The following is a 25,132-nucleotide window of genomic DNA, read 5'->3' as shown; positions in this document are numbered from 1 at the left end:
GGCCGCCGCGCGGCCCGGGCGGGCGGGGCGCGCGAGCGGGCGCCGGGGAAGATCGCCGAGGCGGCGTGGCCGTCGCGGGCGGGAACGCGCAGGCGCGCGTGGGTCAGGTCGTCCGCCGGCAGGGCCGCGTGGAGCGCGCCGGTCAGCACCGGGGAATTGAACAGCAGGGTGCAGTAGCCGCACTTGGCCCAGTGCGCCTCGGGCGCGCCGTGCTCGTCCGGGGCCGCGGGCGACTCGGTGGCGGCGCCGTGCTCGCTGCAATCCAGCCGCTCCATCCAGGCCGGCACCGCGGCCCTTTCGGCCGCGCGCGCCTGGGCCAGCCCCTGGGACAACAGGGGCCCGGCGAGCAGCAGGAGCATGGCGAACAGGCCGAGCCAAGCTCCGGGCCTTACGCGTCTGCGGGCGTGGGGCACGGCGTGATCCGCTGGAGGGGTGAGGGGGAACGCGGCGCTATCCTACCGAAAGCCGCCGCCGGGGATGAAGCATAGCGCCTGGGACGGATGGCCGCAGGCCGGTTCGCCCGGCAGCGGAACCCGGTCACAGTGGCGCGGCCTCAGCGCAGGTCGAGACAGCGCAGGCCGCGCGGGTCCGGATAGGGACCGGGGTAGCACAGGCTGCGCGCGGCGGCGTCCCAGACGGGCGCGTCGCCCGGCCCGTAGAGGCCGGGCAGGTCGGCGAAACGCTGCGCGTCCGGCGACGTACCCGCCGGCCCCTCGCGCAGGCGCTGGAACAGCCGCAACTTGCCGTCCAGGTCGTGGAAGCGGGCGAGGTAGGCGTTCCAGTCGGGCAGGCCGATGCGCAGCAGCTTGGCGCCGACCGGGTTGCGCCAGTCGCTGGACGGCGCTGCCGGGGGATCCGCGCGCAGGGCCCGGGCGAACCCCGGCGCGTCCAGGGCGGCAGTGTCGGCCACCTGACGGTAGCGCGGCCAGACCCGGTTCACCGTCATCCGCGGCTTGTAGAACAGCGCCCAGCCCAGCCGCTCCCCGAAGCCCGCCGCCGGATCGGCCATGCCGTCGGCGCGCAGGCCCAGCAGGCCGCGGGCGACCAGGGCGAACTCCCGGCGCATCGGCGCCCGCAACGAGCGCTCGGCCTCGCTCAGCGGCGCCTGGGTCGAGGGCGGCGGCAGCGCGCCGCGCTGGTACAGCCAGGCGAGGCTGTCGAGGTCGCGCTGGATCATCTTCAGCAGCACCAGCTTCAGCACCATCTGGTCGGCCTGGGCCAGGCGCCGGCGCAGGCCGGCCAGGTCGTCCTCCAGCAGGCGCAGCGCGGCGCCGCCCTCGGTGCGGGCCAGGCTCCAGGCCTGGGCGTTCAGCAGCAGGTTGCCGTTCAGCAGGTGGCGCAAGGCCGGCAGCGGCTCCGCCAACCCAGGCGCCAGGCTGCTGCGGTAGCTGGCGAAGGCCATCGCCCGATGATAGCGCCGCAGCAGTTCGGCATGCCGCTCCCAGGGCACCGGCGTGTCGACGGGGTCCTGCTCCCGTCGCGCGCGGCAGGCGCGCTCCAGGGGGTCGCAAAGGCCCTCGGGCAGCGCCAGCGCCGGGTAGGCCGGCAAGCCGAGGTCGGCGCCATCGGGGTGCCGCGCCAGGGCGGCGCGATAGTCCTCGAGGCGGCGCCGGCCGAGGGCCTGCGGCTCGCCTTCGGCGGCGTCCAGGCCGAGCAGGTAGAGGTAGGCCGGGTCGTCCGGTGCCTTGGTCTCGTCGGCCCGCAGCGCGTCGCGGGCACCGTCGTCGAGCGGCTCGTCGCGCAGGCACAGCGCCAGGCCCAGGGCCGCGACGAGCAGCAGCGCCAGGCCGACGCGTTTCCAGCCGCGCCGGCCACGGACCGGCGTTTCCGCCGGCGCCGGACTCACAGGGCCACGGCCTCGAACTTCACCCGCGGATGGGCGATGCGGTCCTGGGCGCGCACCAGTTGCAGCTCGTAGCTGGCACAGGCCTGGGTTTCCAGCAGCACCTCGTGGACCGCGGCGGCGCTGAACTCGAAAGCGTCGCGCGGGCCGTCGCCGAGCAGCAGGCGGGCGAGGAACAACCCCGAGGTGAGGTCGCCGACGCCCACCGGCTGGCGCGGGAAGGCCAGCAGCGGCCGGCTCAGGTGCCAGCAGGCCTCGGCGCTGACCAGCAGCGCCTCGAAGGCGTCGGCGGGCTTGCCGGGGTAGTCCAGGTGCTTCACCAACACCGCCCGCGGCCCGCGCTGCAACAGGGTCCGGGCCATCGCCACGCAGTCCGCCAGGGATTCCGGGCGGCGGCCGGCGAAGCTGTCCAGCTCCAGCTGGTTGGGGCAGAGGTAGTCCGCCACCGCCGCCGCCTCCTCGAGGAGGAACTGGCTGACTTCCGGGGCAACGATGCAGCCTTTCTGCGGATGGCCCATCACCGGATCGCACAGGTAGAGCGCCTGCGGGTTGGCCTGCTTGATCCGCGCCACCACCTCGAGGATCGCCCGGCCCTGGGCCGCGCTGCCCAGGTAGCCGGACAGCACGGCGTCGCACTGGCCCAGCTCGCCGATGGCGGCGATGCCGTCCACCAGCGCCGGAATCTGCGTCGGCGCCAGCACTTCGCCGGTCCACTGGCCATACTGGGTGTGGTTGGAGAACTGCACGGTGTTCAGCGGCCAGACGTTCACCCCCAGGCGCTGCATGGGGAATACCGCCGCGCCATTGCCGGCATGGCCGAAGACCACGTGGGACTGGATGGCGAGCAGGTGCGGCGTGCGTTTCATCGGCTATTCCTCGGGCGAACCCTCGAAGGGGACTGGGCGAACGTGGGGCGGCGAGCCGCGCGGCCAGGCTCGACGGCCGGCCTCGGCCCTCGACGAACCCGTGATTCAAGGGTGCGGACGCTATCCAAGAACGGCGGCCAGAGCAAGAAAGCCGGACGCCGTTCGGGTAAGCTGGGCGCCTGTCATCGGAGGCGACATGCTGAGTCTGGGTGATCTGTTCATTGTCTTGTTGTTCATCGCCGCCGCGGCTTGGCTGTGGCGCGCCCACGGCATTCGCGAACGTGCCCTGGAGCGGGTCAAGCAGCATTGCGCGCGGGAAGAGGTGGAGCTGCTCGACGAAAACGTCGCCCTGCGCCGCCTGCGCTTCGTCCGCGATGCCGGCGGCCGCCGGCGCCTGGCGCGCGTCTACGGCTTCGAGTTCACCGTCACCGGCGAGCAGCGGCATGCCGGCAGCATCTGCATGTTCGGCCAGCAGGCCGGGCACATCGAGATGGACCCCTACCCCTTCCGCGCGCCGCCGGTGGACGACGGCCGGGTGATCCAGATCGATGCCTGGCGCCGCAGCCATCCGAAGCCCGAAGAGCGGCGGCAGGCCGACTAGGCTGCGGCGGACCGCGCTGGCCCTCGCCGTTCCCGGCGGCTATACCTGATCCACCGGCGCATTCGCGACCCGCTCGACGGCTGGCGCCTCCTTCCAGCCGCGGAGCCTTGGCCATGATCCGTCCGTGCATCCCCTTCTTCCTTTGCCTGCTCGCCCCCCTCGCCGCCCGGGCCGCGCCCGGCGATGCCGCGCCTTCCGCCGCCGGCGACTGGGCGCAGTACGCCTTCGACACCGCCCATACGCGGCACAACCCGGCCGAGCGCGAGCTCTCCGCCGCCAGCGTCGGACGCCTGGTCCTGCATTGGACGAAGGCCTTCCGCTGCGGCGGACAGTTGTACACCTCGCCGGCGGTGAGCGGAGTCCGGCTCTATGTCGGCTGTCCGGCGGCGGGCCGCAAGGCCTACGGCCTGAGCGCGGTCAACCAGGCCGGCGGCGGTACCCACTGGTCGCGCAACGGCGACGGCTTCGGCCTGTCCTCGCCGGCGGTGGGCAACGGCCTGGTGTACACCGGCTCGCGGGAGGACGGGCGGGTATCCGCCTTCGAGCTGGGCAGCGGCGCGCCGCGCTGGACGCTGCGCACCGGCGGCTTCGTGACCGCTTCGCCGACGCTGTCCGGCGACAGGCTCTACATCGGCTCCCGCGACGGCGGCCTCTACGCGCTGAACGCCCTCGACGGCACCCTGCTCTGGCGCGCCGCCACCGGCGGGCCGATCAGCGCGTCGGCGGCCCTGGCCGGCGGCGTCCTGTACGTCGGCGCCGAGGACGGTCGCCTGTACGCCTTCGATGCCCGCGACGGCGCCCCGCGCTGGACCGCCGCCACCGGCGGCGCCCTGCATGCGTCGCCGCTGGTGGCGGAAGGCAAGGTCTTCGTCGAGTCCGACGACGGCAACCTGTACGCCTTCGACCTGGACGAGGGCACGCCGCGCTGGGCGGTGGCGTCGGGTACGGCGGCGCCGGTCGGCGACCAGATCGCCACCTCCGCCGCCTATGCCGACGGCGTGCTCTACCTGGGTTCGCGCGACGGCACCCTCGGCGCGCTGCGCGCCGCCAGCGGCGAACGCCTGTGGAGCCGCGCCCTGGGCGCGGCGGTGCTGGCCTCGCCGGCGGTGGCCAACGGCCTGGTGTACGCGGCCAGCGTGGACGGGCGCCTGCACGTGCTGAACGGCGCCGACGGCCAGACCCTGTTCGAGCGGGTGGTCGGCGACGGGTGGCCGATCCAGCATTCGGTGGTGGTCAGCCATGGCCGCGTGTACGTCGGCGCCAGCGACAACCGCTTGTACGCCTTCGGCCTGTCGGCGCCGGCCGCCGCGCCCTAGGCGCGCGCTGCCGGGGCCTTGCGGAGCGATCCGCGAGCCACGGGTGGGCGGGATGTCTGAGATGAAGCTCGGCGGCCGGGCGGACGTCGCCAGATCCTCGCTGTCCCGGCGGCATGCGCGACCCGGGACGCTGGGGAACCAGTCGGCGCGGGCCCGCCTTACGCCGCTACAGCGCGTTGAGGCAGGCGGCGAGGTCGCGGGCGAGGGTGTCCAGCAGGCTCTCGTAGCCGTCCGCCGTAGGCTCCAGGGCGGCGCCCATGGCGTCCAACTCGGCGAGGCGCACCGGCAGGCCGGCGGTGAGGGTTTCCGCCAGCCGCGGGCGCAGCGGCGGTTCGCTGAACACGCAGCTCGGCCCGGCCCGTTGCAGGCGTTCGCGCATGGCCGCCACGTGGCGGGCGCCGGGCTGCACTTCGCCGAGCACGCTGAACACCCCGGCATGCCGCAGGCCGTAGGCGCTCTCGAAGTAATCGTAGGCCTCGTGGAAGACGAAATAGGGCTTGTCGGCCACCGCCCGGAGCTCGCCGGACAGGCGCGCGTCGAGGCGTTGCAGGCGCTCGCCGAAGGCGTCCAGGTTGGCCTGGTAGCGGGCGGCGTGGGCCGGGTCGGCGGCGGCCAGGTCGGCGGCCATGCGCGCGGCGATCACCCGGGCGTTGGCCGGCAGCAGCCAAAGGTGGGCGTCCAGGCTGCCGGGGCGATGATCCTGGTCGTGCTCGGCCTGGGTTTCGTGGGCCTCGCCGCCCGCCTCGAAGCGCCGCAGGCGCAGGCCGGGCAGGGCCTGCACGGCGACGCTCGGCTTGGCGCGGCCGGCCAGCGGCTTGCCGAGGAAGCCTTCCAGGTCCTCGCCGACCCAGTAGAACAGCTCGACGTCCCGCACCCGCTGCACGTCCGAGGGGCGCAGCGCGTAATGGTGCGGCGAGGCGCCGGGGGGCAGCAGCACCTCGGGACGGCCGACGCCGTCCTGCACCGCGGCGGCGATCAACTGCAGCGGCTTGATGCTGGTCAGCAGGCGCACCTCGGCGCGCGCGCCACAGGACAGCAGGCAAAGGCAGAGCAGGAGCAATGAACGCGACACGGCAGCACACCTGGGCAGAAAAGGGTAATAGAATAACGTCCTTCCTCCTCTTCGTCGCGCCGCTTCCATGCCCAAACGCTCGCTGCCCTCCGCGCCCCTGGCCTGCCGGCCCCACGATCACTCCCACTGCGTCAGCGATGCCCTGGACAGCGCCGAACGCATCTGCGCGCGCCTCGGCCTGCGCCTGACCACGCTGCGCAAGCGCGTGCTGGAACTGGTCTGGCAGAGCCACAAGCCCCTGGGCGCCTACGACATCCTCGGCGTGCTGACCGAGGAGGACGGCCGCCGCGCCGCGCCGCCGACCGTCTACCGCGCCCTGGATTTCCTCCTGGAGAACGGCCTGGTGCACCGCATCGCCTCGCTCAACGCCTTCGTCGGCTGCAACCACCCCGGCGAGGCGCACCAGGGCCAGTTCCTCATCTGCCGCACCTGCCACGCGGCCATCGAGCTGGAGCAGAGCAGCATCAGCGAGGCCATCGTCGCCAGCGCCAAGAGCGTCGGATTCAACGTCGAGGGCCAGACCGTGGAAGTCGTCGGCCTCTGCGCCGGCTGCCGGTTGCCGCAATGAGCGACGCGCTGATCCGCCTGCAAGGCATCGGCGTGCGCTTCGCCGGCCAGGACGTGCTGCAGGGCGTCGACCTGAGCGTGAAGCCGGGCGAGATCGTCACCCTGATCGGCCCCAACGGCGCCGGCAAGACCACCCTGGTGCGCACCGTGCTCGGCCTGCTCGACGCCGAGCGCGGCAGCGTCTGGCGCAAGCCGCGCCTGCGCATCGGCTACATGCCGCAGAAGCTCCAGGTCGACCCCACCCTGCCCCTCAGCGTGCTGCGCTTCCTGCGCCTGGTGCCGCGGGTGGATCGCGCGCGGGCCCTGGCGGCGCTGGGCGAAGTCGGCGCCCAGGGGGTCATCGACAGCCCGCTGCAACGGATTTCCGGCGGCGAGCTGCAACGCGTGCTGCTCGCCCGCGCCCTGCTGCGGGCCCCGGAGCTGCTGGTGCTCGACGAGCCGGTGCAGGGCGTCGACGTCGCCGGCCAGGCCGACCTGTACCGGCTGATCACACGCCTGCGCGATCGCCACGGCTGCGGCGTGCTGATGGTCTCCCACGACCTGCACCTGGTGATGAGCACCACCGACCAGGTGGTCTGCCTGAACCGCCACGTCTGCTGCTCCGGGCACCCCGAGCAGGTCAGCGGCGACCCGGCCTTCCTCGAGCTGTTCGGCGGCGACGCGCGCAGCCTGGCCATCTACCACCACCGCCACGACCATGCCCACGACTTGCGCGGCGGCGTGGTGAGCGGCGAACCCCACGTGCACGGCCCGGACTGCAACCATGGCTGATTTCCTGCTCAACGCCCTGCTCGCCGGCCTGGCCCTGGCCCTGGTGGCCGGCCCGCTCGGGTCCTTCGTGGTCTGGCGGCGCATGGCCTATTTCGGCGACACCCTGTCCCACGCGGCGCTGCTCGGGGTGGCCCTCGGCCTGATGCTCGACGTCAGCCCGACCCTGGCGGTGACCGTCGGCTGCGTGCTGCTCGCGGTGCTGCTGGTGACCCTGCAACAGCGCCAGCCGCTGGCCTCGGACACCCTGCTCGGCATCCTCGCCCACAGCACCCTGTCTTTGGGCCTGGTGGCGCTGAGCTTCATGCCCGACGTGCGCATCGACCTGATGGGCTACCTGTTCGGCGACCTGCTGGCGGTGAGCCCCACCGACCTGGCCTGGATCCTCGGCGGCAGCGCCCTGGTGCTGGTCCTGCTGGTGCCGCTGTGGCGGCCGCTGCTGGCGATCACCGTGCACGAGGAGCTGGCGCGGGTCGAGGGCCTGCCGGTGGCGGCGATCCGCCTGGCGCTGATGGTGCTGATCGCGGTGGTGATCGCGGTGGCGATGAAGATCGTCGGGGTGCTGCTGATCACCTCGCTGCTGATCATCCCGGCCGCCGCCGCCCAGCGCCACGCGCGCACCCCGGAGCAGATGGCCGGCGGCGCCAGCCTGCTCGGCCTGCTGGCGGTCTGCGCCGGGCTGGCGCTGTCCTGGTTCAAGGACACCCCGGCCGGCCCGTCCATCGTGGTCGCCGCCGCCGGCCTGTTCCTGCTCAGCTTCGCCCTGCCGCGCCGGGCCTGAGACCGGCGGCGGCGCATCGACGGGAGAAAGTTCGCCGGCGGCCGGTCACATGTCCCACGGGTGGCCGCCAGGCGGCCGCGAAACGCTCGATCCTCATCCCGGAGAGACCATGACCTCGATCCCCCTCGTCCAGCTCAACGACGGCCGGCAGATTCCCCAGCTCGGCCTGGGCACCTGGCGCACCCCCGACGCGGAGGCCGCCGCCCTGGTGGAAACCGCCCTCGGCCTCGGCTACCGGCACATCGACACCGCCGCCATCTACGGCAACGAAGCCGGCGTCGGCCAGGGGCTGGCCGGTTCCGGCGTACCCCGCGAGCAGCTCTTCGTCACCACCAAGCTGTGGAACGATCGCCAGGGCTACGACTCGGCGCTGGCGGCGTTCGACGAGAGCCTGGAGCGGCTCAAGCTGGATTACGTCGACCTCTACCTGATCCACTGGCCCTGCCCGGACAAGGGCCTGTTCCTCGACAGCTGGAAAGCCCTGCTGCGCCTGCGCGAAGAAGGTCGGGTGAAGTCGGTGGGGGTGTCCAACTTCCGCCCCGACGACATCGAGGCGCTGATCATGGAAACCGGCGTGGTGCCGGCGGTGAATCAGATCGAGGTGCACCCCTGGCTGCAACAGGCCGCACTGCGCGAGTTCGGCGTCTACAAGGGCATCGCCACCGAGGCCTGGAGCCCGCTGGCCCAGGGCGGCGAGTTGCTCGCCGACCCGCGGGTGCAGCAGTTGGCAGCCAAGCATGGCAAGAGCCCGGCGCAGGTGATCCTGCGCTGGCACATCCAGCTCGGCTCCATCGTCTTCCCGAAATCGGCCACGCCGAAGCGAATCGAGGAAAACGCGCAGATCTTCGATTTCCAGCTGGACGAGGCCGACATGCAGGCGATCGCCGGCCTGGACCGCCAGCATCGCCTGGGCCCGGACCCGGACACCTTCAACGGTTGAACGGCGGGCGGGCCTCGCCGGTCCGCCCTGCTCTCTCGCCCGCGGCGCTCGCTCAGGGCGCGCTGCGCGTTTCCGCTTGGTCGCGGCTCAGTTGGGTGGCGGACACCGGCTCGCGCGCTGCGGCGCGGCCGAACAGCCCTTCCGCCACCCGTTTGCCGAGGGCGATGAACGGCTTCTCGATGCAGACGTAGAGGGCGGTCGAGCCCAGCATGACCAGCGCCAGCACCCCGGCCAGGTACAGGAACCAGGGCAGGTCCGGGCTGTGGCGGGCGACCAGGGTCGCCATCTTCTCCATGACCAGCAGGTGGGTCAGGTAGATGCCATAGCTGATCTCGCCGAGGAACACCCAGCCGCTGCGGCGGAGGAAGCGCCCCACGGCCGGCGGCGTGCAGGCGAACACCAGCACCAGGTAACCGAACACCAGCGAGGAGAACAGACGGCCGAAGACCGTGGGGATTTCCGCGTCCCAGTAGTTGCCGACGTAGCCCTGCAACCAGGCCAGGAAGACGCCCAGGAGCGCCGCGCCGGTGGCGACGAACAGCGCGAAATGCCGCTCCACCCGGGGTTGCAGGGCCGGCTTCAGCTTCACCACCGCGAACCCCGCGGCGAACAGCCCGAGCATGCCGGGCAACAAGGTGCCGTGGAAGAAGCGCTCGGCATCGCTGCCGTAGCGATGGAACGCCGCGTAGCGGGCCGCGACGGACAGCAGGAGCATCCCCAGGGTGAGGGTCCACCACAGCGACCGGCGCTGCGGCAGGCAGAGCAGCAGGGCCGCCAGGAGATAGAACTGGAATTCGGCGCCGAGGGTCCACAACACCCCGTTGATCGCCCCGCCATACCCGGGGGTGAGGTTGTGCACCATGAACAGGTGGCTCAGCAGCAAGCCGCTGTTGTGGCGCAGTTCCGGCCGGCTGAAACACAGGCAGACCAGCACGATGACCAGATAGGCCGGATAGATGCGGAACACCCGCCTGACCAGGAACCCACCGACCCCTTCCTGCCGGTTCGAGGCGAGGATGGAACCGATCAGGAATCCGCTGAGGACGAAGAACAGGTCCACGCCGTTCCAGCCGACGTGAAGGACATAGCGGGACAAGGGCCCTTGATAGGCCGGTGCGACCCGTTCGACGTAGTGGAACAGCAAGACCCAGAGCGCGGCGAAGCCCCGCAAGAAATCCAGGCCGGCCAAGCGCTCGCGTTGCATAGGGGGCTTCCTTTCCGACAAGCGGGCAAGTGTGCCCCAAACGGGGGCATTAACCAATGCCGGGGTTCCCCCGGCTGGACTGTCCGCCACCCAGACGGGATGGCGCCCTAGGCCGGCCTACCCCCAGGCCGGCCGGAACCGCGCCCATGAAAAAGCCCCCGTGCCGGCAGGCAACGGGGGCTGGTTCGACCGGCCCCGGAGGGTCGGTCATGGGCAGCGGGATCAGGCCGGGATCGATTTGATCTTCGGCATGCGGGCCCAGACGCGGTGCTTGGCCATGGCGTCGAAGAACGGACGCTGCACCGCCTTGACGTCGGCACCCGCGATCAGGCCTTCGTCGGGGTCGAGGTGCACGGCCTGCAACAGGTCCTTGGCTTCGCCGGTTAGGGCGATGGCCTTGAGGTGCTTGTAGGCCTCCAGCAGGTAATGCTTGACCACGCCGTCGTTCATCATCGCCTTGACGCTCTGCGCGCCGCCGGGGACGAACACCGCATCCACGGCGACCGACGGCAGGCCTTCGGCCGAGCCGTCCACCGGGATCGCCTTGCCGTTGGCGTCCTTCACCGGGCCGGCGGTGGGGCCGAGCACCTTGACGTGGGCGCCCTGGCCTTTCAGCGCGGTCTTGATGGCGTCCACCTCGGTGCCGTTGACGCCGTCGGCGATCAGCACGGCGACCTTGAAGCCCTTGATCTTGCCGGACAGCAGGTTGAGCTGGCTGAGGGCAGGCGACTTGTCGAGGGACAGTTTCTTCGGCGGCACGGTCGGCGCGGTCGGCGGTTCGACGCCGATCTTGCGGGCGACACGCTGGGCCAGCTCGAGGTCGATGTTGGCGAGGATTTCCTTCACCTCACGCTCGCGGATCCATTGGCGTTCCACCTTGCCTAGCTCGAATCCGTAAGCATCGACCACGTGGTCCTGCTCCGGCTTGGAGAGGCTGTGGTAGAACAGCGCGGCCTGGGAGAAGTGGTCGGCGAAGGATTCGCTGCGCTGGCGCACCTTGTGCGCGTCGACCCGCTCATAGTAGGTCTCGAAGCCGCCATCCACCGGGCCCGGCGGGGTTTCCTTGGGCCAGCCGCCGTCGATCGAGTTGGGCTCGTAGGAGGCGCGGCCCTTGTCGATGCGCATGCGGTGCTGGGCGTCGCGCTGGTTGCTGTGGTTGGGCGCCAGCGGACGGTTGATCGGGATCTCGTGGAAGTTCGGCCCGCCCAGACGGCTGATCTGGGTATCGGTGTAGGAGAACAGCCGGCCCTGCAGCAGCGGATCGTTGGAAAAGTCGATGCCGGGGACGATGTGCGACGGGCAGAAGGCCACCTGCTCGGTCTCGGCGAAGAAGCTGTCCGGGTTGCGGTTGAGCACCATCTTGCCGATGGGGGTCACCGGCACCAGCTCTTCGGGGATGATCTTGGTCGGGTCGAGCAGGTCGAACTCGAACGTGTGCTCGTCCTGTTCCTCGACGATCTGCACGCCCAGTTCCCATTCCGGGTAGTCGCCGCTCTCGATGGCTTCCCAGAGGTCGCGACGGTGGGCGTCGGTGTCCTTGCCGGCGAGCTTCTGCGCCTCGTCCCAGACCAGGGAGCGCACGCCCTGGGCAGGCTTCCAGTGGAACTTGACGAAGCGCGACTTGCCGGCGGTGTCGATCATCCGGAAGGTGTGGATGCCGAAGCCCTGCATGCTGCGCAGGTTCACCGGGATGGCGCGGTCGCTCATCGCCCACATCACCATGTGCGCGGATTCCGGCACCAGCGACACGAAGTCCCAGAAGGTGTCGTGGGCGCTGCCGCCGGTGGGGATTTCGTTGTGCGGCTCGGGTTTCACCGCGTGGACGAAGTCGGGGAACTTGATCGCGTCCTGGATGAAGAACACCGGCATGTTGTTGCCGACCAGGTCGAAGTTACCCTCGTCGGTGTAGAACTTGACCGCGAAGCCGCGCACGTCGCGCACGGTGTCGCCGGAGCCGCGCGGGCCCTGCACGGTGGAGAAGCGCACGAACACCGGGGTTTTCTTCTTCGGGTCCTGGAGGAAGCCGGCCTTGGAGAGTTTCTTGCCCAGCGGCTCGTAGACCTGGAAGTAACCATGGGCCGCGGTGCCGCGGGCATGCACGATCCGCTCGGGGATGCGCTCATGGTCGAAATGGGTGATCTTCTCGCGCATGATGAAGTCTTCGAGCAGCGACGGGCCACGCTCGCCCACCTTGAGCGTGTTCTGGTTATCCGAGATTTTCACGCCCTGGTTGGTGCGCAGCGCGGCGCCGGTGGCGTCGCTGCGGAAGCGTTCGAGGCTTTCCAGCTTGGCGTTGCTGTTGCCACGGTCGAGCGTCTGGGTGCCTGCGAGCTCGCTGGATTTCGCGTCGGGTTGCTTGCTGTCCATCGGATGTAGCTCCTCGGTTAGGCTGTAACCCCGCAGGGTCGGTTTCTAATTGCGGGGGCCTCGATCGCGGACCACCCGTCACGAACAGGATCGGCGCATCCCCGAAAGGGACCCGCCAAGGGTTCAGGCGCGGTAGGCCGAACGGCCGATACCGCGTGTTAGGTAGTGACGGTGTTGGCCGGGAGACGTTCAACCGCGATGCACGAGCGGTGCCCGGAGCGCCGGGCCGCTCATCGACTTATTCCATTTCAGTCGCGAGCTCGCTCAATAAAAACTAAGTTCGTATAAGGGTTCAGGCTAAAATGCGCGCCGGCCAAACGCCCCACCCCGCTATTCCTCGCACCCACAAGGTTCGCCCCGTGATCGAGTTCCATAACGTCCACAAGACCTACAGGGTCGGCGCACGCGAAATTCCCGCGTTGCATTCCAGCTGCCTGAGCATCGAAGGCGGGCAGATCTTCGGCCTGATCGGCCACTCCGGCGCCGGCAAGAGCACCCTGCTGCGGCTGATCAACCGCCTCGAAGAGCCCAGCGGCGGACGCATCCTGGTCGACGGCGAAGACGTCACCGCCCTGGGCAGCGAAGGCCTGCGGCGCTTCCGCCAGCGCGTCGGGATGATCTTCCAGCACTTCAACCTGCTGTCGTCCAAGACCGTCGCCGACAACGTCGCCCTGCCCCTGCGCCTGGCCGGCGAGCTGGGCGCCCGCCAGATCGACGCGCGGGTCGCCGAGCTGCTGGCGCGGGTCGGCCTGTCCGACCATGCGAAGAAGTACCCGGCACAGCTGTCCGGCGGGCAGAAGCAGCGGGTCGGCATCGCCCGCGCCCTCGCCACCCAGCCGAAGATCCTGCTCTGCGACGAGGCCACCAGCGCGCTCGACCCGCAGACCACCGCGCAGGTGCTGCAACTGCTGGCGGAAATCAACCGCGAGCTGAAGCTCACCGTGGTGCTCATCACCCATGAGATGGACGTGATCCGCCGGGTCTGCGACCGGGTCGCGGTGATGGACGCCGGGGTGATCGTCGAGGAAGGCCCGGTCTCCGATGTCTTCCTCCACCCGCAGCACCCCACCACCCAGCGCTTCGTCCTGGAAGCCGAGCAGGTGGACGAGCACGAGCAACACGACGACTTCCGCCACGTGCCGGGGCGCATCCTGCGCCTGACCTTTCAGGGCGAGGCCACCTATGCGCCGCTGCTGGGCACGGTGGCGCGGCAGACCGGGGTGGACTTCAGCATCCTCGCCGGGCGCATCGACCGCATCAAGGAAACCCCCTATGGCCAGCTGACCCTGGCGCTCACCGGCGGCGACGTGGAGGCGGCGCTGACCTGCTTCCGCGAGGCCGACGTGCACCTGGAGGTGCTGCGCTGATGGACGCGTCCTTCGCTTCGCTGATCCAGAACATCGACTGGTACGAAATCTGGCTGGCCACCCTCGACACCCTGATGATGCTCGGCGGCTCGCTGCTGTTCACCGTGCTGCTGGGGTTGCCGCTGGGCGTGCTGCTGTTCCTCACCAGCCCGCGCCAGTTGTTCGAGCAAAGGGGCCTGTACGCCCTGTTGTCGCTGGTGGTCAACGTGCTGCGCTCGCTGCCGTTCATCATCCTGCTGATCGTGATGATTCCCTTCACCGTGCTGCTCACCGGCACCTCCCTCGGGGTCGCCGGCGCCATTCCGCCGTTGGTGGTGGGCGCCACGCCCTTCTTCGCGCGGCTGGTGGAGACCGCCCTGCGCGAAGTGGACCGCGGCATCATCGAGGCGACCCAGGCGATGGGCGCCACACCCTGGCAGATCGTGCTCAACGCCCTGTTGCCGGAAGCCCGGCCGGGCATCCTCGCGGCCACCACGGTCACCGCCATCACCCTGGTGTCCTATACCGCGATGGCCGGGGTGGTCGGCGCCGGCGGGCTCGGCGACCTGGCGATCCGCTTCGGCTACCAGCGCTTCCAGACCGACGTCATGGTGGTCACCGTGGTCCTGCTGCTGGTTCTGGTGCAGGTCCTGCAAACCCTCGGCGATCGGCTGGTGGTGCACTTTTCCCGTAAATGAACCGTGGGCGCCGTCGCGCCCGCGCCTTATCGAGTAGGAGTCCGAACATGAAAAAACTGCTGGCCGCCCTCGCCACCCTGGTGGCCGTCTCCGCCCACGGGGAAGCCCTGAAAGTCGCCGCGACCCCGGTGCCCCACGCGGAAATCCTCGAATTCCTCAAGCCGCAACTGGCCAAGCAAGGCGTGGAGCTGGAGGTCAAGGTGTTCACCGACTACGTCCAGCCCAACGTGCAAGTGGCCCAGGGCCGCCTGGACGCTAACTTCTTCCAGCACCAGCCCTACCTGGACGAGTTCAACAAGAGCCACAAGGACGCGGTGCAACTGGTCAGCGTGGCCGGCGTGCACGTCGAGCCTTTCGGCGCCTATTCGAGCAAGTTCAAGCGCCTGGAAGACCTGCCCCAGGGTGCCTCGGTGGTAATCCCCAACGACGCCACCAACGGCGGCCGCGCCTTGCTGCTGCTGGCCAGGGCCGGTGTCATCACCCTCAAGGACGCCACCGATATCCTGGCCACGCCCAAGGACATCGTCGGCAACCCGAAAGGCATCAAGGTGCGCGAACTGGAAGCGGCGACCCTGCCGCGGGTGCTGTCCCAGGTCGACCTGGCGCTGATCAACACCAACTACGCCCTGGAAGCCAAGCTGAACCCGACCCGGGACGCGCTGGCCATCGAGGGCGCCGAATCGCCCTACGTGAACATCCTGGTGTCCCGCGAGGACAACAAGGACAGCGAGGCGGTGCAGAAGCTGGCCAAGGCGCTGCACAGTCCCGAGGTGAAGCAGTTCATCCTGGAAAAATACAAGGGTGCGGTGGTGCCGGCGTTCTGAGCCGTTCGCGGCCACGAAAAAGCCCGCTCAGGTAGCGGGCTTTTTCATGCGCGGGCTTCGGATGGCCCAGGGCTTGGCGGTGTGTCGCGACGGGCTTGGTGGCCGCGGCGCCCGGGTGGCCTCATCCCTCGCTGTCGACCAGCCTGGGCAACTGCTTGAGCAGTTTCTCGTTGTCCAGCGGGGCGCGGATGAAACCGCGCTGGGTGCCGTCCGGGCCGATGATCACCAGGTTGCCGCTGTGGTCGACGGTGTAGTTGGGCTTGCTGGTGTCGCCGGGGATGAACGGGATGCTCACCGCGTTGGCGAATTTCTGCAGGGTGTCGAGGTCGCCGGTGACGCCCTTGAACGCCGGGTCGAAATAACCCAGGTACTGCTTGAGCTGGGGCGGCGTATCGCGGTTCGGGTCGACGCTGACCAGCATCACCTGCAGGCGGTCGCGGGTCTGGGCGGGCAGCATGCCCTTGAGCTGGCGCAGCTGCGCCAGGGTGGTCGGGCAGATGTCCGGGCAGAAGGTGTAGCCGAAGAACAGCAGGCTCCAGCGCCCGGTCAGGCGGTCCACCCGCAGCGGCTGGCCGTCCTGGTCGGTCATGCTCAGCTCGGGCAGGCTGCGGCTCTGCGGCAGCAGCACGATGCCGGCATCCAGCAACTGCGTGGGGTCCTGGCGGTGCTGGGTGCTCAGGGCCTTGTACAGGGTGAGGCCCATCACCAGGGCGACGATGGCGACGAGGATGAAGACGGTTTTCTGCACACGGGTCATGGGCGTTGGCTTACTCGATCGGTGAAGTGATGCGGTCGTCGTCGAAGGCCGCGACGGCGCGGCCAGCGGACGGAGCGGGTCATCATAGGTTCAGCAGCAGGTAATGGTCGACCAGCAGGGCGATGAACAGCAGGAACAGGTAGGCGATCGAGTACTTGAAGGTGCCCATGGCCACCTGCGGCCGGCTGTCGCGGTAAAGCGCCCAGGCCCAGTGCAGGAAGCGCGCGCCCAGGCCGATGGCGCAGGCCAGGTAGAGCACGCCGCTCATGTGGATGACGTAGGGCATCAGGCTGATGGCGAACAGCGCCAGGGTGTAGAGCAGGATGTGCACCTTGGTGTAGTGCTCGCCATGGGTGACCGGCAGCATGGGGATGTCGGCCTTGGCGTATTCCGCCTTGCGATGGATCGCCAGCGCCCAGAAGTGCGGCGGGGTCCAGGCGAAGATGATCAGCACCAGCAGCAGGGGCTCGGCGCTCACCTGGCCGGTCACCGCCACCCAGCCGAGCAGCGGCGGCGCGGCCCCGGCCACCCCGCCGATGACGATGTTCTGCGGCGTCGCGCGCTTGAGGAAACCGGTGTAGATCACCGCGTAGCCGAGCAGCGAGGCCAGGGTCAGCCAGGCGGTGAGCGGGTTGGTGAAGGCCAGCAGCAGCGCCTGCCCGGCCAGCGCCAGCAGCAACGCAAAGCCCAGGGCGGCATAGGGCGACACCCGGCCCTCCGCCAGCGGCCGCTTGTGGGTGCGCGCCATCAGCGAATCGATGCGGCGGTCGACCACGTGGTTCACCGCCGCCGCGGAACCGGCGCACAGGGCGATGCCCAGGTTGCCGAACAGCAGGACGCTCCAGGGCACCCCGGCGCGGGTGGCGAGGAACATGCCCACCAGGGAGGTGATCAGCATCAGCACCACCACCTTCGGCTTGGTCAGCTCCAGGTAATCGCGCCAGCCGGCGCGGCCGCTTTCGCTCAATAGGGTAGCCATGGCGTTCTCCTCGTCATTGGTCTTCGTCTCAGGCCACGCGGCTTCGCGGCGGCGTATCGTCCAGCGGCAGCCAGCGCGGGTCGCGGCGGAGCGCGTCGTCGGTGGCCGCCACCCGCGGCCGGTGGGCGGCGAGCCGGTAGTTCACCAGGATCAGGCTGAGCAGCAGCAGGGCGCCGCCGCCGTTATGGGCGACCGCCACCGGCAGCGGCAGGTGGAACAGTACGTTGCTCAGCCCCAGGCCCACCTGCAGCGCCAGCACCAGCAGCAACAGACCGGCATGGCCGGCCAGGTGATGCCGCCAGAGGCGCCAGGCGAGGGTCAGCAGGGCCAGGCTGAGCAGCGCCGCGCCGAGCCGATGGCTCAGGTGGATGGCGGTGCGCGCCTCGCTGTCGAGCTGGCCGCCGAGGTAGTTCGGGCCGATGTGCTGGGTCAGGTTGAAGCCCGCGGCGAAATCCATGTCCGGCCACCATCGGCCCTGGCAGGTGGGCAGGTCGATGCAGGCCATGGCCGCGTAGTTCGAACTGACCCAGCCGCCCAGGGCGATCTGCCCGATCGCCAGCGCCAGGCACGCCGCAGCGAGGACGCGCAGGCGCGGCGCGTACGGCGCTTGGGCGGGAACGCGCCCGGACAATCGCAGGGCCAGCAGGAACAGCAGGCCGAGGGTGGCGAAACCGCCGAGCAGGTGAGCGGTGACCACTTGCGGCCAGAGCTTGAGGGTCACCGTCCACATGCCGAAGGCGGCCTGGGCGACGATCACCGCGAGCACCAGCAGCGGCAGCTTCAGCGGTTGCCCGTCGCGACCGCGGCGGCGCAGGGCGTGCGCGGCCAGCCCGAGCACCAGCAGCCCGAGGCTGCCGGCGAAGTAGCGATGGATCATTTCGTTCCAGCCCTTGTGGGCCTCCACCGGCGCGTCCGGGAAGCGCGCCTCGGCGTGGGCCAATTGCGCCTCGGTCGCCGGTACGTGGATGAAGCCGTAGCACCCCGGCCAGTCCGGGCAGCCGAGGCCAGCGTGGGTGAGCCGGGTGTAGGCGCCCAGCAGCACCACCAGCAGCGCCAGCAGGGTGGCGGCGCAGGCCAGCAGGAAACCGGGACGGGACGTGGCTGACATGGACTCTCCTCGCAATCAGGCTCTCTGACCGGCCGCGCCGGGGTTTTGCTCCGACGATCTCGCCGCGCCCCGGACGGGTCGCCGACGCTCAGCCGATCTTCGACAGTTTCAACAGGTGACGCAGATCGTCGAGCACCCGCTTGCCGTCGACGTCGGCGGGATAGCGCAGCACCAGGTTGCCGTGGGGGTCGAGAATCCACAGGGAGGGCGCGCCCTCGCCGCCGCCCTGGCGGTAGCGCGCCGGGTCCAGCCCATAGCGGCGCAGCTGCGGGTATTCGCGCTCCAGGGTCTGCCGGTACGCCGCCGTCGGCGCCGCGGCGCTGGCCAGGGCGTGGCTGCCCCGGGATGCGTCGCGGCCGAGGCCGATGTGGATCTGCCGGGCCAGGTAGACCAGCCGCTGGCAGGCCTCGGGGCAGTCGTCGGCGCTGGTGACCAGCAGTTGCCAGCGCGACTCCGCCGCGCCCTCCACGCCGATGTCGACGCGGGTCTGCCCGTCGCCCAGCAGCACGCCGTGGAAGCTGCGCCCCTCGGGCACCCAGAAGCGCCAGTGGTACATGGCCGACGCCAGCAGCATCGGCCCAATCACCATCGCCAGCAGGGCGATCAACTGCCAGCGACCGCGCCCCCGCGGCAGGCTGGGACGGTGTTCAGACAGGGGCAGACTGGGGTTCATCGAGCACCTCCCGGGCACGGCGCAAGCCGAGATAGACGTAGAGAAGAACGAGCGCGAAGGCCATGGCGAACCATTGCACCGCATAGCCTTCGTGGGTCTGCGGGCCCATGGCGACCACCGGCCAGTCGGCGCGCAGGGCGGCGGGTCCCGCGTCGAGACGGATTTCGTAAGGCAGGCCCTGGCGCGCCAGGGTGGGCCACAGGGCGGCGGCGTCGACCCGGTTGACGAGCCGCGGCCAGCCCTGGCCTTCGACGTGCTTGAGCTCGAAGGCGGCGCCCGGCGGTAGGTAGATCCAGGCGGTCAGTTCCAGCGGCCGCTCCGGCGTCTCGAACCGCACCGGCTGGCGCCGGTCCGGCCAGGGCAGCCAGCCGCGGTTGAGCAGGACCCAATGGCCGCTGTCCAGGTCCTCGAAGGGTTGCAGCAGTTCGACGCCGGGCTGGCCCTCGCGGGTGCGATTGTCCAGCAGCAGGCTGTGCGCGGCGTCGAAGCGGCCGCGCAGGCGCACTCGCTGGTAGGCCGCGTCCGGCAGGCGCAGCGCCGCGTCCAGGGGCAGCGGTTCGGCCTGGCGGCGCACCTCGTAGGCGGCGAGCAGGGCGCGCTTCTCCTCGGCGCGGGCCAGTTGCCAGGCGCCCAGGCCGAGCAATGCCGGCAGCAGCGCCAGCAGCGCCAGGGTCGGCGCGAGGCCGGGGCGGAAGCCCTTCATGGCGCGCCCGCCGGCGCCCACGGAGGGCTGGCTATACTGCGGGAACCCCTCCCGAACCCGAGGACGTTCCCATGCTCAAGGCGGCGATCTTGCTCATGTTGCTGGCCACCCTGGTCAGCCTGTTCAGCGGCCTGTTCTTCCTGGTCAAGGACGAAGGCCGCGGCTCGCGGGTGGTCAATGCGCTGACCCTGCGGGTGGTGCTCACCGCCGCCACCGTCGGCCTGATCGCCTGGGGCTTCTACAGCGGCCAATTGATCTCCCACGCGGCCTGGTGAGCCCCCTGGCCGCGCCCGGGACCGCTCCATCGGACGCGCCTCAGAGCACATAGACGAAGATGAACAGGCCGAGCCAGACCACGTCGACGAAGTGCCAGTACCAACTCGCCGCCTCGAAGCCGAAATGCTGGCCGGCAGTGAAATGCCCGCGCTGCACCCTCACCAGCATGATCCCCAGCATCAGCGCGCCGATGGTCACGTGGGCGCCGTGGAAACCGGTGAGCATGAAGAAAGTGGCGCCGTAGACCCCCGAGCCGAGGGTCAGCCCCAACGCGTGGTAGGCCTCCACGTATTCGGTCACCTGCAGGCCGAGGAAGCACAGCCCGAGCAGCACCGTCAGCGCCAGCCAGAGCTTCAGCCGACCCCGGTCGTCGCGCTTCAACGCGTGGTGGGCGAGGGTCACGGTGAAGCTGGAGGAGACCAGCAGGATGGTGTTCACCAGCGGCAGGTGCCAGGGGTCGATGACCCCCTTGGGCGGCGGGAAGAGTTTCGGGTCGGGGTTGTGCAGCAGCGGCCAGCTGTACTGGAAGTTCGGCCAGAGCATGTGCGCCACGCCCTTCGCGCCCTCGCCGCCGAGCCAGGGGCCGGCCCACATGCGGATGTAGAAGAGCGCGCCGAAGAAGGCGGCGAAGAACATCACTTCCGAGAAGATGAACCAGGTCATGCCCCAGCGGAACGAGCGGTCCATCTGCGCGCTGTAGAGCCCGGCGCGGCCTTCCTTGACCACCGCGCCGAACCAGCCGAACAGCATGTAGGCGATGAACAGCGCGCCGACGAAGAAGATCAGCGGCCCGTGGGAAGCGTCGCGGGCGGCCTTCAGGTCGTTGAACCAGGTCCCCAGGCCGTAGACGGTGATCAGCAGGCCGAGGGTGGCGACGATCGGCCACTTGCTCTGCGCCGGGACATAGTAGTGCTCATGGCTTGCCATTCTTGTTCTCCTTCTCTCGAGGGCGAGCGCAGCCTGGAGGGGCGTGCCTGCCGTCCGTTCACTGCACTTGGGCCACCGGGGGCTTGCGCGCGGTGACGTCGAACAGGGTGTACGCCAGGGTCAGGTGAAACACGTCTTTGGGCAGTTCGCGGTCGACGATGAAACGTACCGGCATCTCGATGCGCTGGCCCGGTTGCAACACTTGCTGGGTGAAGCAGAAGCATTCGGTCTTGTGGAAATAGGCCGCCGCTTCCGCCGGCGCCACGCTGGGGATCGCCTGGGCGGTCATCGGCCGGTCGGTGGGGTTGTAGGCGACGAACAGCATCTCGTTGCTGGCCCCCGGCCGCACCTTCAGGTCGTCCGCCTTGGGGCGGAATTCCCAGGACATCCCGGCGGCGTTGGTGGCGAGGAACTGCACGCGTATCTCCCGCGTCTCGTCCGTCGCCTGGGTGCCTTCGTAGGCCGAGCCGGCGGTCTTGCCGTTGATGCCCAGGGCCTTGCACATGACGTCGTAGACCGGTACCAGGGCGAAGCCGAAACCGAACATCGCCACCACCGCCAGCGACAGGCGCCCGACCAGGCGGCGCAGGGGGATCGAGTCGCCCATGGCCGTCTCCGCCGTGGCGGACGGCCGATCGCGTCGCCCGTTCATTTCACGTCCGGCGGAACGCTGAAGGTGTGATAGGGCGCCGGCGAGGGCACCGTCCATTCCAGGCCCTCGGCGCCGTCCCAGGGTTTCGCCGGGGCCGGCTTGCCGCCGCGGATGCACTTGATGACGATGAACAGGAACAGCAACTGGGTGGCGCCGAAGGTGAAGGCGCCGATGGACGACACCATGTTGAAGTCGGCGAACTGCAGGTTGTAGTCCGGAACGCGCCGCGGCATGCCGGCGAGGCCGACGAAGTGCATCGGGAAGAACGCCAGGTTCATGCCGATGAAGCTCATCCAGAAATGCAGCTTGCCGAGGGTCTCGTCGTACATGTAGCCGGTCCACTTCGGCAGCCAGTAGTACGCCGAGGCGAAGATGCCGAAGATCGCCCCGGGCACCAGCACGTAGTGGAAGTGCGCCACCACGAAGTAGGTGTCGTGGTACTGGAAGTCCGCCGGGGCGATGGCCAGCATCAGCCCGGAGAAGCCGCCGATGGTGAACAGGATCACGAAGGCCACGGCGAACAGCATCGGCGTCTCGAAGGTCAGCGAGCCCTGCCACATGGTGGAGACCCAGTTGAACACCTTCACCCCGGTGGGCACGGCGATCAGCATGGTGGCGTACATGAAGAACAGCTCGCCCACCAGCGGCACGCCGACCACGAACATGTGGTGCGCCCAGACCACGAAGGAGAGGAAGGCGATGCTGGCGGTGGCGTAGACCATCGAGGTGTAGCCGAACAACGGCTTGCGCGAGAACGCCGGGATGATCGAGCTGACCGCGCCGAACGCCGGCAGGATCATGATGTACACCTCGGGATGGCCGAAGAACCAGAACACGTGCTGGAACAGCACCGGGTCGCCGCCGCCGGCGGCGTTGAAGAAGCTGGTGCCGAAGTGGATGTCCATCAGCATCATGGTCACCACGCCGGCGAGCACCGGCATCACCGCGATCAGCAGGAACGCGGTGATCAGCCAGGTCCAGCAGAACAGTGGCATCTTCATCAGGGTCATGCCCGGGGCGCGCAGGTTGAGCAAGGTGGCGATGACGTTGATCGCGCCCATGATCGAGCTGATGCCCATCAGGTGGATGGCGAAGATGAAGTAGGTGACGCTTTCCGGTGCGTATGTCGTGGACAGCGGCGCGTAGAAGGTCCAGCCGAAGTTGGGTCCGCCGCCGGCGGTGAACAGGGTGCTGACCAGCAGGCCGAAGGCCGCCGGGAGCAGCCAGAAGCTGAAGTTGTTCATCCGCGGCAGGGCCATGTCCGGCGCGCCGATCATCAACGGGATCATCCAGTTGGCCAGGCCGACGAAGGCCGGCATCACCGCGCCGAAGACCATGATCAGCCCGTGCATGGTGGTCATCTGGTTGAAGAAGGCCGGCTCGACGATCTGCAACCCCGGTTGGAACAGCTCGGCGCGGATGACCATCGCGAAGGAGCCGCCGAGCAGGAACATGGTGAAGCTGAACCACAGGTACAGGCTGCCGATGTCCTTGTGGTTGGTGGTCAGCACCCAGCGCATCAGGCCCTTGGCGGGACCGTAGGGGACGTGGCCGGCATGTTCCGGGTGGCCATGGCCCGGCTCCAGGCTGCCCGGATGACCGGGCTCGATCACTGCGCTCATCTCGTCACTCCTCGGATTGTTTCAGGGCCAGCACGTCCTTCGGGGTGACCATGTCGCCGTCGGCGTTGCCCCAGGAATTGCGCTCGTAGGTAATCACCGCGGCGATATCGACTTCCGAGAGCTGCTTGCCGAACGCCGCCATCGCCGTGCCGGGTATGCCGTGGAACACCGTGCTCAGGTGTTTTTCCTTGGGTCCGGTGACGATCTTCGAGCCCTTCAGGGCGGGGAACATCGGCGGCAGGCCTTGCCCTTCGGGCTGGTGACAGGCAGCGCAGGTGGTGTGGTAGACCTTGTCGCCGCGGGCGATCAGTTCGTCCTGAGTCCACTCCTTGTCGGTCAGTTCCTTGAGCTGGGCCACCTCGGCCTTCTTGCCGGCCAGCCAGGTGGCGAAGTCTTCCTTGGACTTGGCTTCCACCACCACCGGCATGAAGCCGTGGTCCTTGCCGCACAGCTCGGTGCACTGGCCGCGGTAGATGCCGGGTTTGTCGATGCGCGTCCAGGATTCGTTGATGAAGCCGGGGATGGCGTCCTTCTTCACCGCCAGGGCCGGCACCCACCAGGAGTGGATGACGTCGGTGGCGGTGATCAGGAAGCGCACCTTGGTGCCCACCGGCACCACCAGCGGCTGGTCCACCTCCAGCAGGTAGTGCTCGTCCTTTTCCGCCTTGTTGTGGATCTGGTCGGCCGGCGTGGCCAGGTTGCTGAAGAACTCGACGTCCTGGCCCAGGTACTTGTAGTGCCACTTCCACTGGTAGCCGGTGATCTGCACGTCCAGTTCGGATTCGCTGGGGTCGTAGATCTCGATCAGGGTCTTGGTCGCCGGTATCGCCATCAGCACCAGGATCACCAGCGGCACCACCGTCCACAGCACCTCGACCACGGTGCTTTCGTGGAAGTGCGCGGGTTGCTGGCCGGTCGCGCGGCGGTGCATCAGCATCGACCACATCATCGCGCTGAACACCAGCACGCCGATGACGACGCAGATCCAGAAGATGGTCATGTGCAGATCAAAGACGGACCGGCTCACGGCGGTGGCGCCGGGTGCCATGTTCACCGTCCAGGCCGCCTCGGCGGATGCGCCTGTCAGCCACAACGGAAGGCCCATCCAGACCCTTGGATGTCGCATCATTGCGGGTTCCCCTTATCGTTCTTGTTATCCCGCCGGCTGCGCCTGCGGCTAAGGGAGCGACTGTCGATACGGCTGGCTTCGACGGCCGAACGCTCAGCGCATACGCGCAAGTCGGACTCATCAGGTACTGCCTTTCGAAACCGAGTATAGACGGCGACTTCACCCTGGCAACGTGAACCACCCAGGAGCGCGCAATCCCAGCGCCACGGGTCGCCGGCGTTCGCCATATAGCGGGTTTTCCGCCCCGGCCGCGGGGTTATGCGAATCGAATCTGAGACAATCCGGGACGCCAGCTATGGTGTGTTGCTGTCCGGGTCCGCCGTCCCGAGCGCTCGCGCCCACCGCGAGCGATACCCCCGCCGACGTGACCTCAGGCTGGCAGGGCGGCGTCGTACGCCGTTCACTCATTCGTCCAACCGTCCCGAGGAGTCCCCATGAACACCGCCGCCCTGCGCGAGCTCATCCAGCATGCCCATCGCCACGAAGCCGAGACCGGCCACCTGGCCCGGCGGCTCGAAGCCCAGTGGGAGGGGTTGCACCCGGCCATCCGCCTGCCGCCGGAAAACCCCCACGCGGCCCTGGCGGCGTTCGTGGCGGCCTATGTGGACGAAGTACCGGAATTGCTCGACGCCGCGGCCGAGGTGGCGCTGGAGGCCGGCATCGAGGATCGGATCAAGCCGATCCTGAAGGTCGCCGAGCAGTTCTTCCTGCAACCGCCGGCGCTGATGGCCGGCCACGAGGGGCTCGACGGCCTGCTCGACGAAGCCTACTTGGCGCATCGCCTGGTGGAGGAAGTGAACGACCGCTACATCGCTCACCTCGGGCAACCGCTGATCCCGCTGGACACCACGGTGGCCAACCTGATCGCCCACCAGTTGATCGGCGAGGCCTTCGCCAACCAACTGGACGAGGCCGTGCGCCACGCGGTGGAGGGCATGCTCGAGGCGGACACCTTCGCCCAGGACTCGGTGCAGCGCTATCGGGAGCGCCTGAGCGACCCCCACACCGAAGCGGCCTGGAAACGCTGGCCCTGCCTGTCGCGCAGGCTGGGCGTGGAGCTGCAACTGGAGCCGCGGGTGGCCTTGGGCTGAGCCGAGGGCGGACGCCCGCCCC

Annotated in this window: 26 protein-coding genes; 11 read left to right on the top strand and 15 right to left on the bottom strand. The window is 69.3% G+C overall.

Translation table 11 applies throughout. From position 1 onward, the window contains the following. The 3 genes from OGL92_RS11470 to pdxY form a co-directional block, all read right to left on the bottom strand. Positions 1 to 359 (bottom strand): DUF2946 family protein (locus OGL92_RS11470; protein WP_263143734.1); only part of this gene is annotated, 359 nt, incomplete at its 3' end. 194 nt (positions 360 to 553) lie between these two features. Then, entirely contained in the window at positions 554 to 1,846 is a 1,293-nt protein-coding gene (locus OGL92_RS11465; protein ID WP_263143733.1) for a hypothetical protein, read from the bottom strand. Next, a complete protein-coding gene (pdxY, locus tag OGL92_RS11460; RefSeq protein ID WP_263143732.1) occupies positions 1,843 to 2,709 on the bottom strand; it encodes a pyridoxal kinase PdxY in 867 nt (288 codons plus the stop codon). Before pdxY ends, OGL92_RS11465 begins: the two co-directional genes overlap by 4 nt. A gap of 196 nt (positions 2,710 to 2,905) precedes the next feature. On the opposite strand from pdxY, the gene OGL92_RS11455 reads away from it, so the two are divergent. Then, positions 2,906 to 3,310 (top strand): DUF3301 domain-containing protein, encoded by a 405-nt coding sequence (locus OGL92_RS11455; RefSeq protein WP_263143731.1) that lies wholly within the window; start codon positions 2,906 to 2,908, stop codon positions 3,308 to 3,310. A gap of 113 nt (positions 3,311 to 3,423) precedes the next feature. Next, on the top strand, positions 3,424 to 4,626 hold the full coding sequence (locus OGL92_RS11450; RefSeq protein WP_263143730.1) for a PQQ-binding-like beta-propeller repeat protein: 1,203 nt from the start codon (positions 3,424 to 3,426) through the stop codon (positions 4,624 to 4,626). 166 nt (positions 4,627 to 4,792) lie between these two features. On the opposite strand, the gene OGL92_RS11445 is transcribed toward OGL92_RS11450, so the two are convergent. Beyond that, on the bottom strand, positions 4,793 to 5,698 hold the full coding sequence (locus OGL92_RS11445; RefSeq protein WP_263143729.1) for a zinc ABC transporter substrate-binding protein: 906 nt from the start codon (positions 5,696 to 5,698) through the stop codon (positions 4,793 to 4,795). 67 nt (positions 5,699 to 5,765) lie between these two features. Between OGL92_RS11445 and OGL92_RS11440 the strand changes: the two genes are divergently transcribed. The 4 genes from OGL92_RS11440 to OGL92_RS11425 all read left to right on the top strand — a co-directional run bounded on the left by OGL92_RS11440 (position 5,766) and on the right by OGL92_RS11425 (position 8,754). After that, positions 5,766 to 6,266, top strand: a complete 501-nt coding sequence (locus OGL92_RS11440) for a Fur family transcriptional regulator (RefSeq protein WP_263143728.1) — start codon at positions 5,766 to 5,768, stop codon at positions 6,264 to 6,266. Next, positions 6,263 to 7,036, top strand: coding sequence for a zinc ABC transporter ATP-binding protein ZnuC (gene znuC, locus OGL92_RS11435; RefSeq protein ID WP_263143727.1), 774 nt, complete (start codon positions 6,263 to 6,265; stop codon positions 7,034 to 7,036). The genes OGL92_RS11440 and znuC overlap by 4 nt, the downstream gene beginning before the upstream one ends. Beyond that, entirely contained in the window at positions 7,029 to 7,814 is a 786-nt protein-coding gene (gene znuB / locus OGL92_RS11430) for a zinc ABC transporter permease subunit ZnuB (protein WP_263143726.1), read from the top strand. Before znuC ends, znuB begins: the two co-directional genes overlap by 8 nt. A 109-nt stretch (positions 7,815 to 7,923) precedes the next feature. Continuing rightward, a complete protein-coding gene (locus tag OGL92_RS11425; protein ID WP_263143725.1) occupies positions 7,924 to 8,754 on the top strand; it encodes an aldo/keto reductase in 831 nt (276 codons plus the stop codon). Positions 8,755 to 8,806: 52 nt separating this feature from the next. On the opposite strand, the gene OGL92_RS11420 is transcribed toward OGL92_RS11425, so the two are convergent. Together OGL92_RS11420 and katE are read right to left on the bottom strand one after the other, a co-directional pair. Beyond that, on the bottom strand, positions 8,807 to 9,958 hold the full coding sequence (locus tag OGL92_RS11420) for an acyltransferase (protein WP_263143724.1): 1,152 nt from the start codon (positions 9,956 to 9,958) through the stop codon (positions 8,807 to 8,809). Positions 9,959 to 10,180: 222 nt separating this feature from the next. Beyond that, positions 10,181 to 12,325: a catalase HPII gene (gene katE / locus OGL92_RS11415; RefSeq protein ID WP_263143723.1), complete on the bottom strand. Its 2,145-nt coding sequence runs from the start codon at positions 12,323 to 12,325 to the stop codon at positions 10,181 to 10,183. A 359-nt stretch (positions 12,326 to 12,684) separates the two neighbouring features. On the opposite strand from katE, the gene OGL92_RS11410 reads away from it, so the two are divergent. Genes OGL92_RS11410 through OGL92_RS11400 form a run of 3 tightly spaced genes read left to right on the top strand, consistent with a single transcriptional unit; the run spans position 12,685 to position 15,193 of the window. Further along, on the top strand, positions 12,685 to 13,692 hold the full coding sequence (locus OGL92_RS11410) for a methionine ABC transporter ATP-binding protein (protein ID WP_263143722.1): 1,008 nt from the start codon (positions 12,685 to 12,687) through the stop codon (positions 13,690 to 13,692). Continuing rightward, positions 13,692 to 14,369, top strand: a complete 678-nt coding sequence (locus tag OGL92_RS11405) for a methionine ABC transporter permease (protein WP_263143721.1) — start codon at positions 13,692 to 13,694, stop codon at positions 14,367 to 14,369. Before OGL92_RS11410 ends, OGL92_RS11405 begins: the two co-directional genes overlap by 1 nt. A gap of 47 nt (positions 14,370 to 14,416) precedes the next feature. Then, positions 14,417 to 15,193 carry a MetQ/NlpA family ABC transporter substrate-binding protein gene (locus OGL92_RS11400; protein ID WP_263143720.1) on the top strand — a complete coding sequence of 259 codons (777 nt, stop codon included), beginning with the start codon at positions 14,417 to 14,419 and terminating at the stop codon, positions 15,191 to 15,193. A 121-nt stretch (positions 15,194 to 15,314) separates the two neighbouring features. Here OGL92_RS11400 and OGL92_RS11395 read toward each other — a convergent pair whose 3' ends face one another. The 5 genes from OGL92_RS11395 to OGL92_RS11375 form a co-directional block, all read right to left on the bottom strand. Next, entirely contained in the window at positions 15,315 to 15,950 is a 636-nt protein-coding gene (locus OGL92_RS11395; RefSeq protein ID WP_263143719.1) for an SCO family protein, read from the bottom strand. Between the two features lie 82 nt (positions 15,951 to 16,032). Next, positions 16,033 to 16,929 carry a heme o synthase gene (gene cyoE / locus OGL92_RS11390; protein ID WP_263143718.1) on the bottom strand — a complete coding sequence of 299 codons (897 nt, stop codon included), beginning with the start codon at positions 16,927 to 16,929 and terminating at the stop codon, positions 16,033 to 16,035. A 28-nt stretch (positions 16,930 to 16,957) separates the two neighbouring features. Then, a complete protein-coding gene (locus OGL92_RS11385) occupies positions 16,958 to 18,037 on the bottom strand; it encodes a COX15/CtaA family protein (protein WP_263143717.1) in 1,080 nt (359 codons plus the stop codon). 88 nt (positions 18,038 to 18,125) lie between these two features. After that, positions 18,126 to 18,710, bottom strand: coding sequence for a hypothetical protein (locus OGL92_RS11380; protein WP_263143716.1), 585 nt, complete (start codon positions 18,708 to 18,710; stop codon positions 18,126 to 18,128). Beyond that, positions 18,685 to 19,413, bottom strand: a complete 729-nt coding sequence (locus OGL92_RS11375; RefSeq protein ID WP_263143715.1) for an SURF1 family protein — start codon at positions 19,411 to 19,413, stop codon at positions 18,685 to 18,687. Before OGL92_RS11375 ends, OGL92_RS11380 begins: the two co-directional genes overlap by 26 nt. 71 nt (positions 19,414 to 19,484) lie before the next feature. On the opposite strand from OGL92_RS11375, the gene OGL92_RS11370 reads away from it, so the two are divergent. Continuing rightward, positions 19,485 to 19,688, top strand: coding sequence for a twin transmembrane helix small protein (locus OGL92_RS11370; protein ID WP_263143714.1), 204 nt, complete (start codon positions 19,485 to 19,487; stop codon positions 19,686 to 19,688). A gap of 40 nt (positions 19,689 to 19,728) precedes the next feature. On the opposite strand, the gene OGL92_RS11365 is transcribed toward OGL92_RS11370, so the two are convergent. The 4 genes from OGL92_RS11365 to coxB form a co-directional block, all read right to left on the bottom strand. Further along, on the bottom strand, positions 19,729 to 20,616 hold the full coding sequence (locus OGL92_RS11365; RefSeq protein WP_263143713.1) for a cytochrome c oxidase subunit 3: 888 nt from the start codon (positions 20,614 to 20,616) through the stop codon (positions 19,729 to 19,731). A 58-nt stretch (positions 20,617 to 20,674) separates the two neighbouring features. Further along, positions 20,675 to 21,223, bottom strand: a complete 549-nt coding sequence (locus tag OGL92_RS11360) for a cytochrome c oxidase assembly protein (RefSeq protein WP_263143712.1) — start codon at positions 21,221 to 21,223, stop codon at positions 20,675 to 20,677. A gap of 41 nt (positions 21,224 to 21,264) precedes the next feature. Next, complete coding sequence (gene ctaD, locus OGL92_RS11355; protein ID WP_263143740.1) at positions 21,265 to 22,788, bottom strand: cytochrome c oxidase subunit I; 1,524 nt, start codon at positions 22,786 to 22,788, stop codon at positions 21,265 to 21,267. A gap of 106 nt (positions 22,789 to 22,894) precedes the next feature. Further along, on the bottom strand, positions 22,895 to 24,019 hold the full coding sequence (gene coxB / locus OGL92_RS11350; protein ID WP_263143711.1) for a cytochrome c oxidase subunit II: 1,125 nt from the start codon (positions 24,017 to 24,019) through the stop codon (positions 22,895 to 22,897). Between the two features lie 434 nt (positions 24,020 to 24,453). On the opposite strand from coxB, the gene OGL92_RS11345 reads away from it, so the two are divergent. Next, the gene (locus OGL92_RS11345; RefSeq protein ID WP_263143710.1) at positions 24,454 to 25,110 is read left to right on the top strand and encodes a hypothetical protein; all 657 of its coding nucleotides are present in this window, start codon (positions 24,454 to 24,456) and stop codon (positions 25,108 to 25,110) included. The last annotated feature ends 22 nt before the right edge of the window (positions 25,111 to 25,132 follow it).

It is taken from the genome of Pseudomonas sp. RIT-PI-AD (assembly GCF_025642785.1).
In the GTDB taxonomy this organism is placed as follows: Bacteria; Pseudomonadota; Gammaproteobacteria; order Pseudomonadales; family Pseudomonadaceae; genus Pseudomonas_T.
The sequence above is the reverse complement of the archived record's forward strand: the minus strand, read 5'-3'. Positions and strand labels throughout refer to the sequence as shown.

Bases quoted from the DNA above. Each gene is read 5' to 3' on its own strand.
- cyoE (WP_263143718.1), bottom strand. From the start codon at position 16,929: ATGGCTACCCTATTGAGCGAAAGCGGCCGCGCCGGCTGGCGCGATTAC.
- ctaD (WP_263143740.1), bottom strand. From the start codon at position 22,788: ATGCGCTGGGTGCTGACCACCAACCACAAGGACATCGGCAGCCTGTAC.
- OGL92_RS11365 (WP_263143713.1), bottom strand. From the start codon at position 20,616: ATGGCAAGCCATGAGCACTACTATGTCCCGGCGCAGAGCAAGTGGCCG.
- OGL92_RS11385 (WP_263143717.1), bottom strand. From the start codon at position 18,037: ATGTCAGCCACGTCCCGTCCCGGTTTCCTGCTGGCCTGCGCCGCCACC.
- znuC (WP_263143727.1), top strand. From the start codon at position 6,263: ATGAGCGACGCGCTGATCCGCCTGCAAGGCATCGGCGTGCGCTTCGCC.
- OGL92_RS11375 (WP_263143715.1), bottom strand. From the start codon at position 19,413: ATGAAGGGCTTCCGCCCCGGCCTCGCGCCGACCCTGGCGCTGCTGGCG.
- OGL92_RS11395 (WP_263143719.1), bottom strand. From the start codon at position 15,950: ATGACCCGTGTGCAGAAAACCGTCTTCATCCTCGTCGCCATCGTCGCC.
- OGL92_RS11440 (WP_263143728.1), top strand. From the start codon at position 5,766: ATGCCCAAACGCTCGCTGCCCTCCGCGCCCCTGGCCTGCCGGCCCCAC.
- znuB (WP_263143726.1), top strand. From the start codon at position 7,029: ATGGCTGATTTCCTGCTCAACGCCCTGCTCGCCGGCCTGGCCCTGGCC.
- OGL92_RS11380 (WP_263143716.1), bottom strand. From the start codon at position 18,710: ATGAACCCCAGTCTGCCCCTGTCTGAACACCGTCCCAGCCTGCCGCGG.
- coxB (WP_263143711.1), bottom strand. From the start codon at position 24,019: ATGATGCGACATCCAAGGGTCTGGATGGGCCTTCCGTTGTGGCTGACA.
- OGL92_RS11455 (WP_263143731.1), top strand. From the start codon at position 2,906: ATGCTGAGTCTGGGTGATCTGTTCATTGTCTTGTTGTTCATCGCCGCC.
- OGL92_RS11370 (WP_263143714.1), top strand. From the start codon at position 19,485: ATGCTCAAGGCGGCGATCTTGCTCATGTTGCTGGCCACCCTGGTCAGC.
- OGL92_RS11345 (WP_263143710.1), top strand. From the start codon at position 24,454: ATGAACACCGCCGCCCTGCGCGAGCTCATCCAGCATGCCCATCGCCAC.
- OGL92_RS11425 (WP_263143725.1), top strand. From the start codon at position 7,924: ATGACCTCGATCCCCCTCGTCCAGCTCAACGACGGCCGGCAGATTCCC.
- OGL92_RS11450 (WP_263143730.1), top strand. From the start codon at position 3,424: ATGATCCGTCCGTGCATCCCCTTCTTCCTTTGCCTGCTCGCCCCCCTC.
- OGL92_RS11405 (WP_263143721.1), top strand. From the start codon at position 13,692: ATGGACGCGTCCTTCGCTTCGCTGATCCAGAACATCGACTGGTACGAA.
- pdxY (WP_263143732.1), bottom strand. From the start codon at position 2,709: ATGAAACGCACGCCGCACCTGCTCGCCATCCAGTCCCACGTGGTCTTC.
- katE (WP_263143723.1), bottom strand. From the start codon at position 12,325: ATGGACAGCAAGCAACCCGACGCGAAATCCAGCGAGCTCGCAGGCACC.
- OGL92_RS11420 (WP_263143724.1), bottom strand. From the start codon at position 9,958: ATGCAACGCGAGCGCTTGGCCGGCCTGGATTTCTTGCGGGGCTTCGCC.
- OGL92_RS11360 (WP_263143712.1), bottom strand. From the start codon at position 21,223: ATGGGCGACTCGATCCCCCTGCGCCGCCTGGTCGGGCGCCTGTCGCTG.
- OGL92_RS11400 (WP_263143720.1), top strand. From the start codon at position 14,417: ATGAAAAAACTGCTGGCCGCCCTCGCCACCCTGGTGGCCGTCTCCGCC.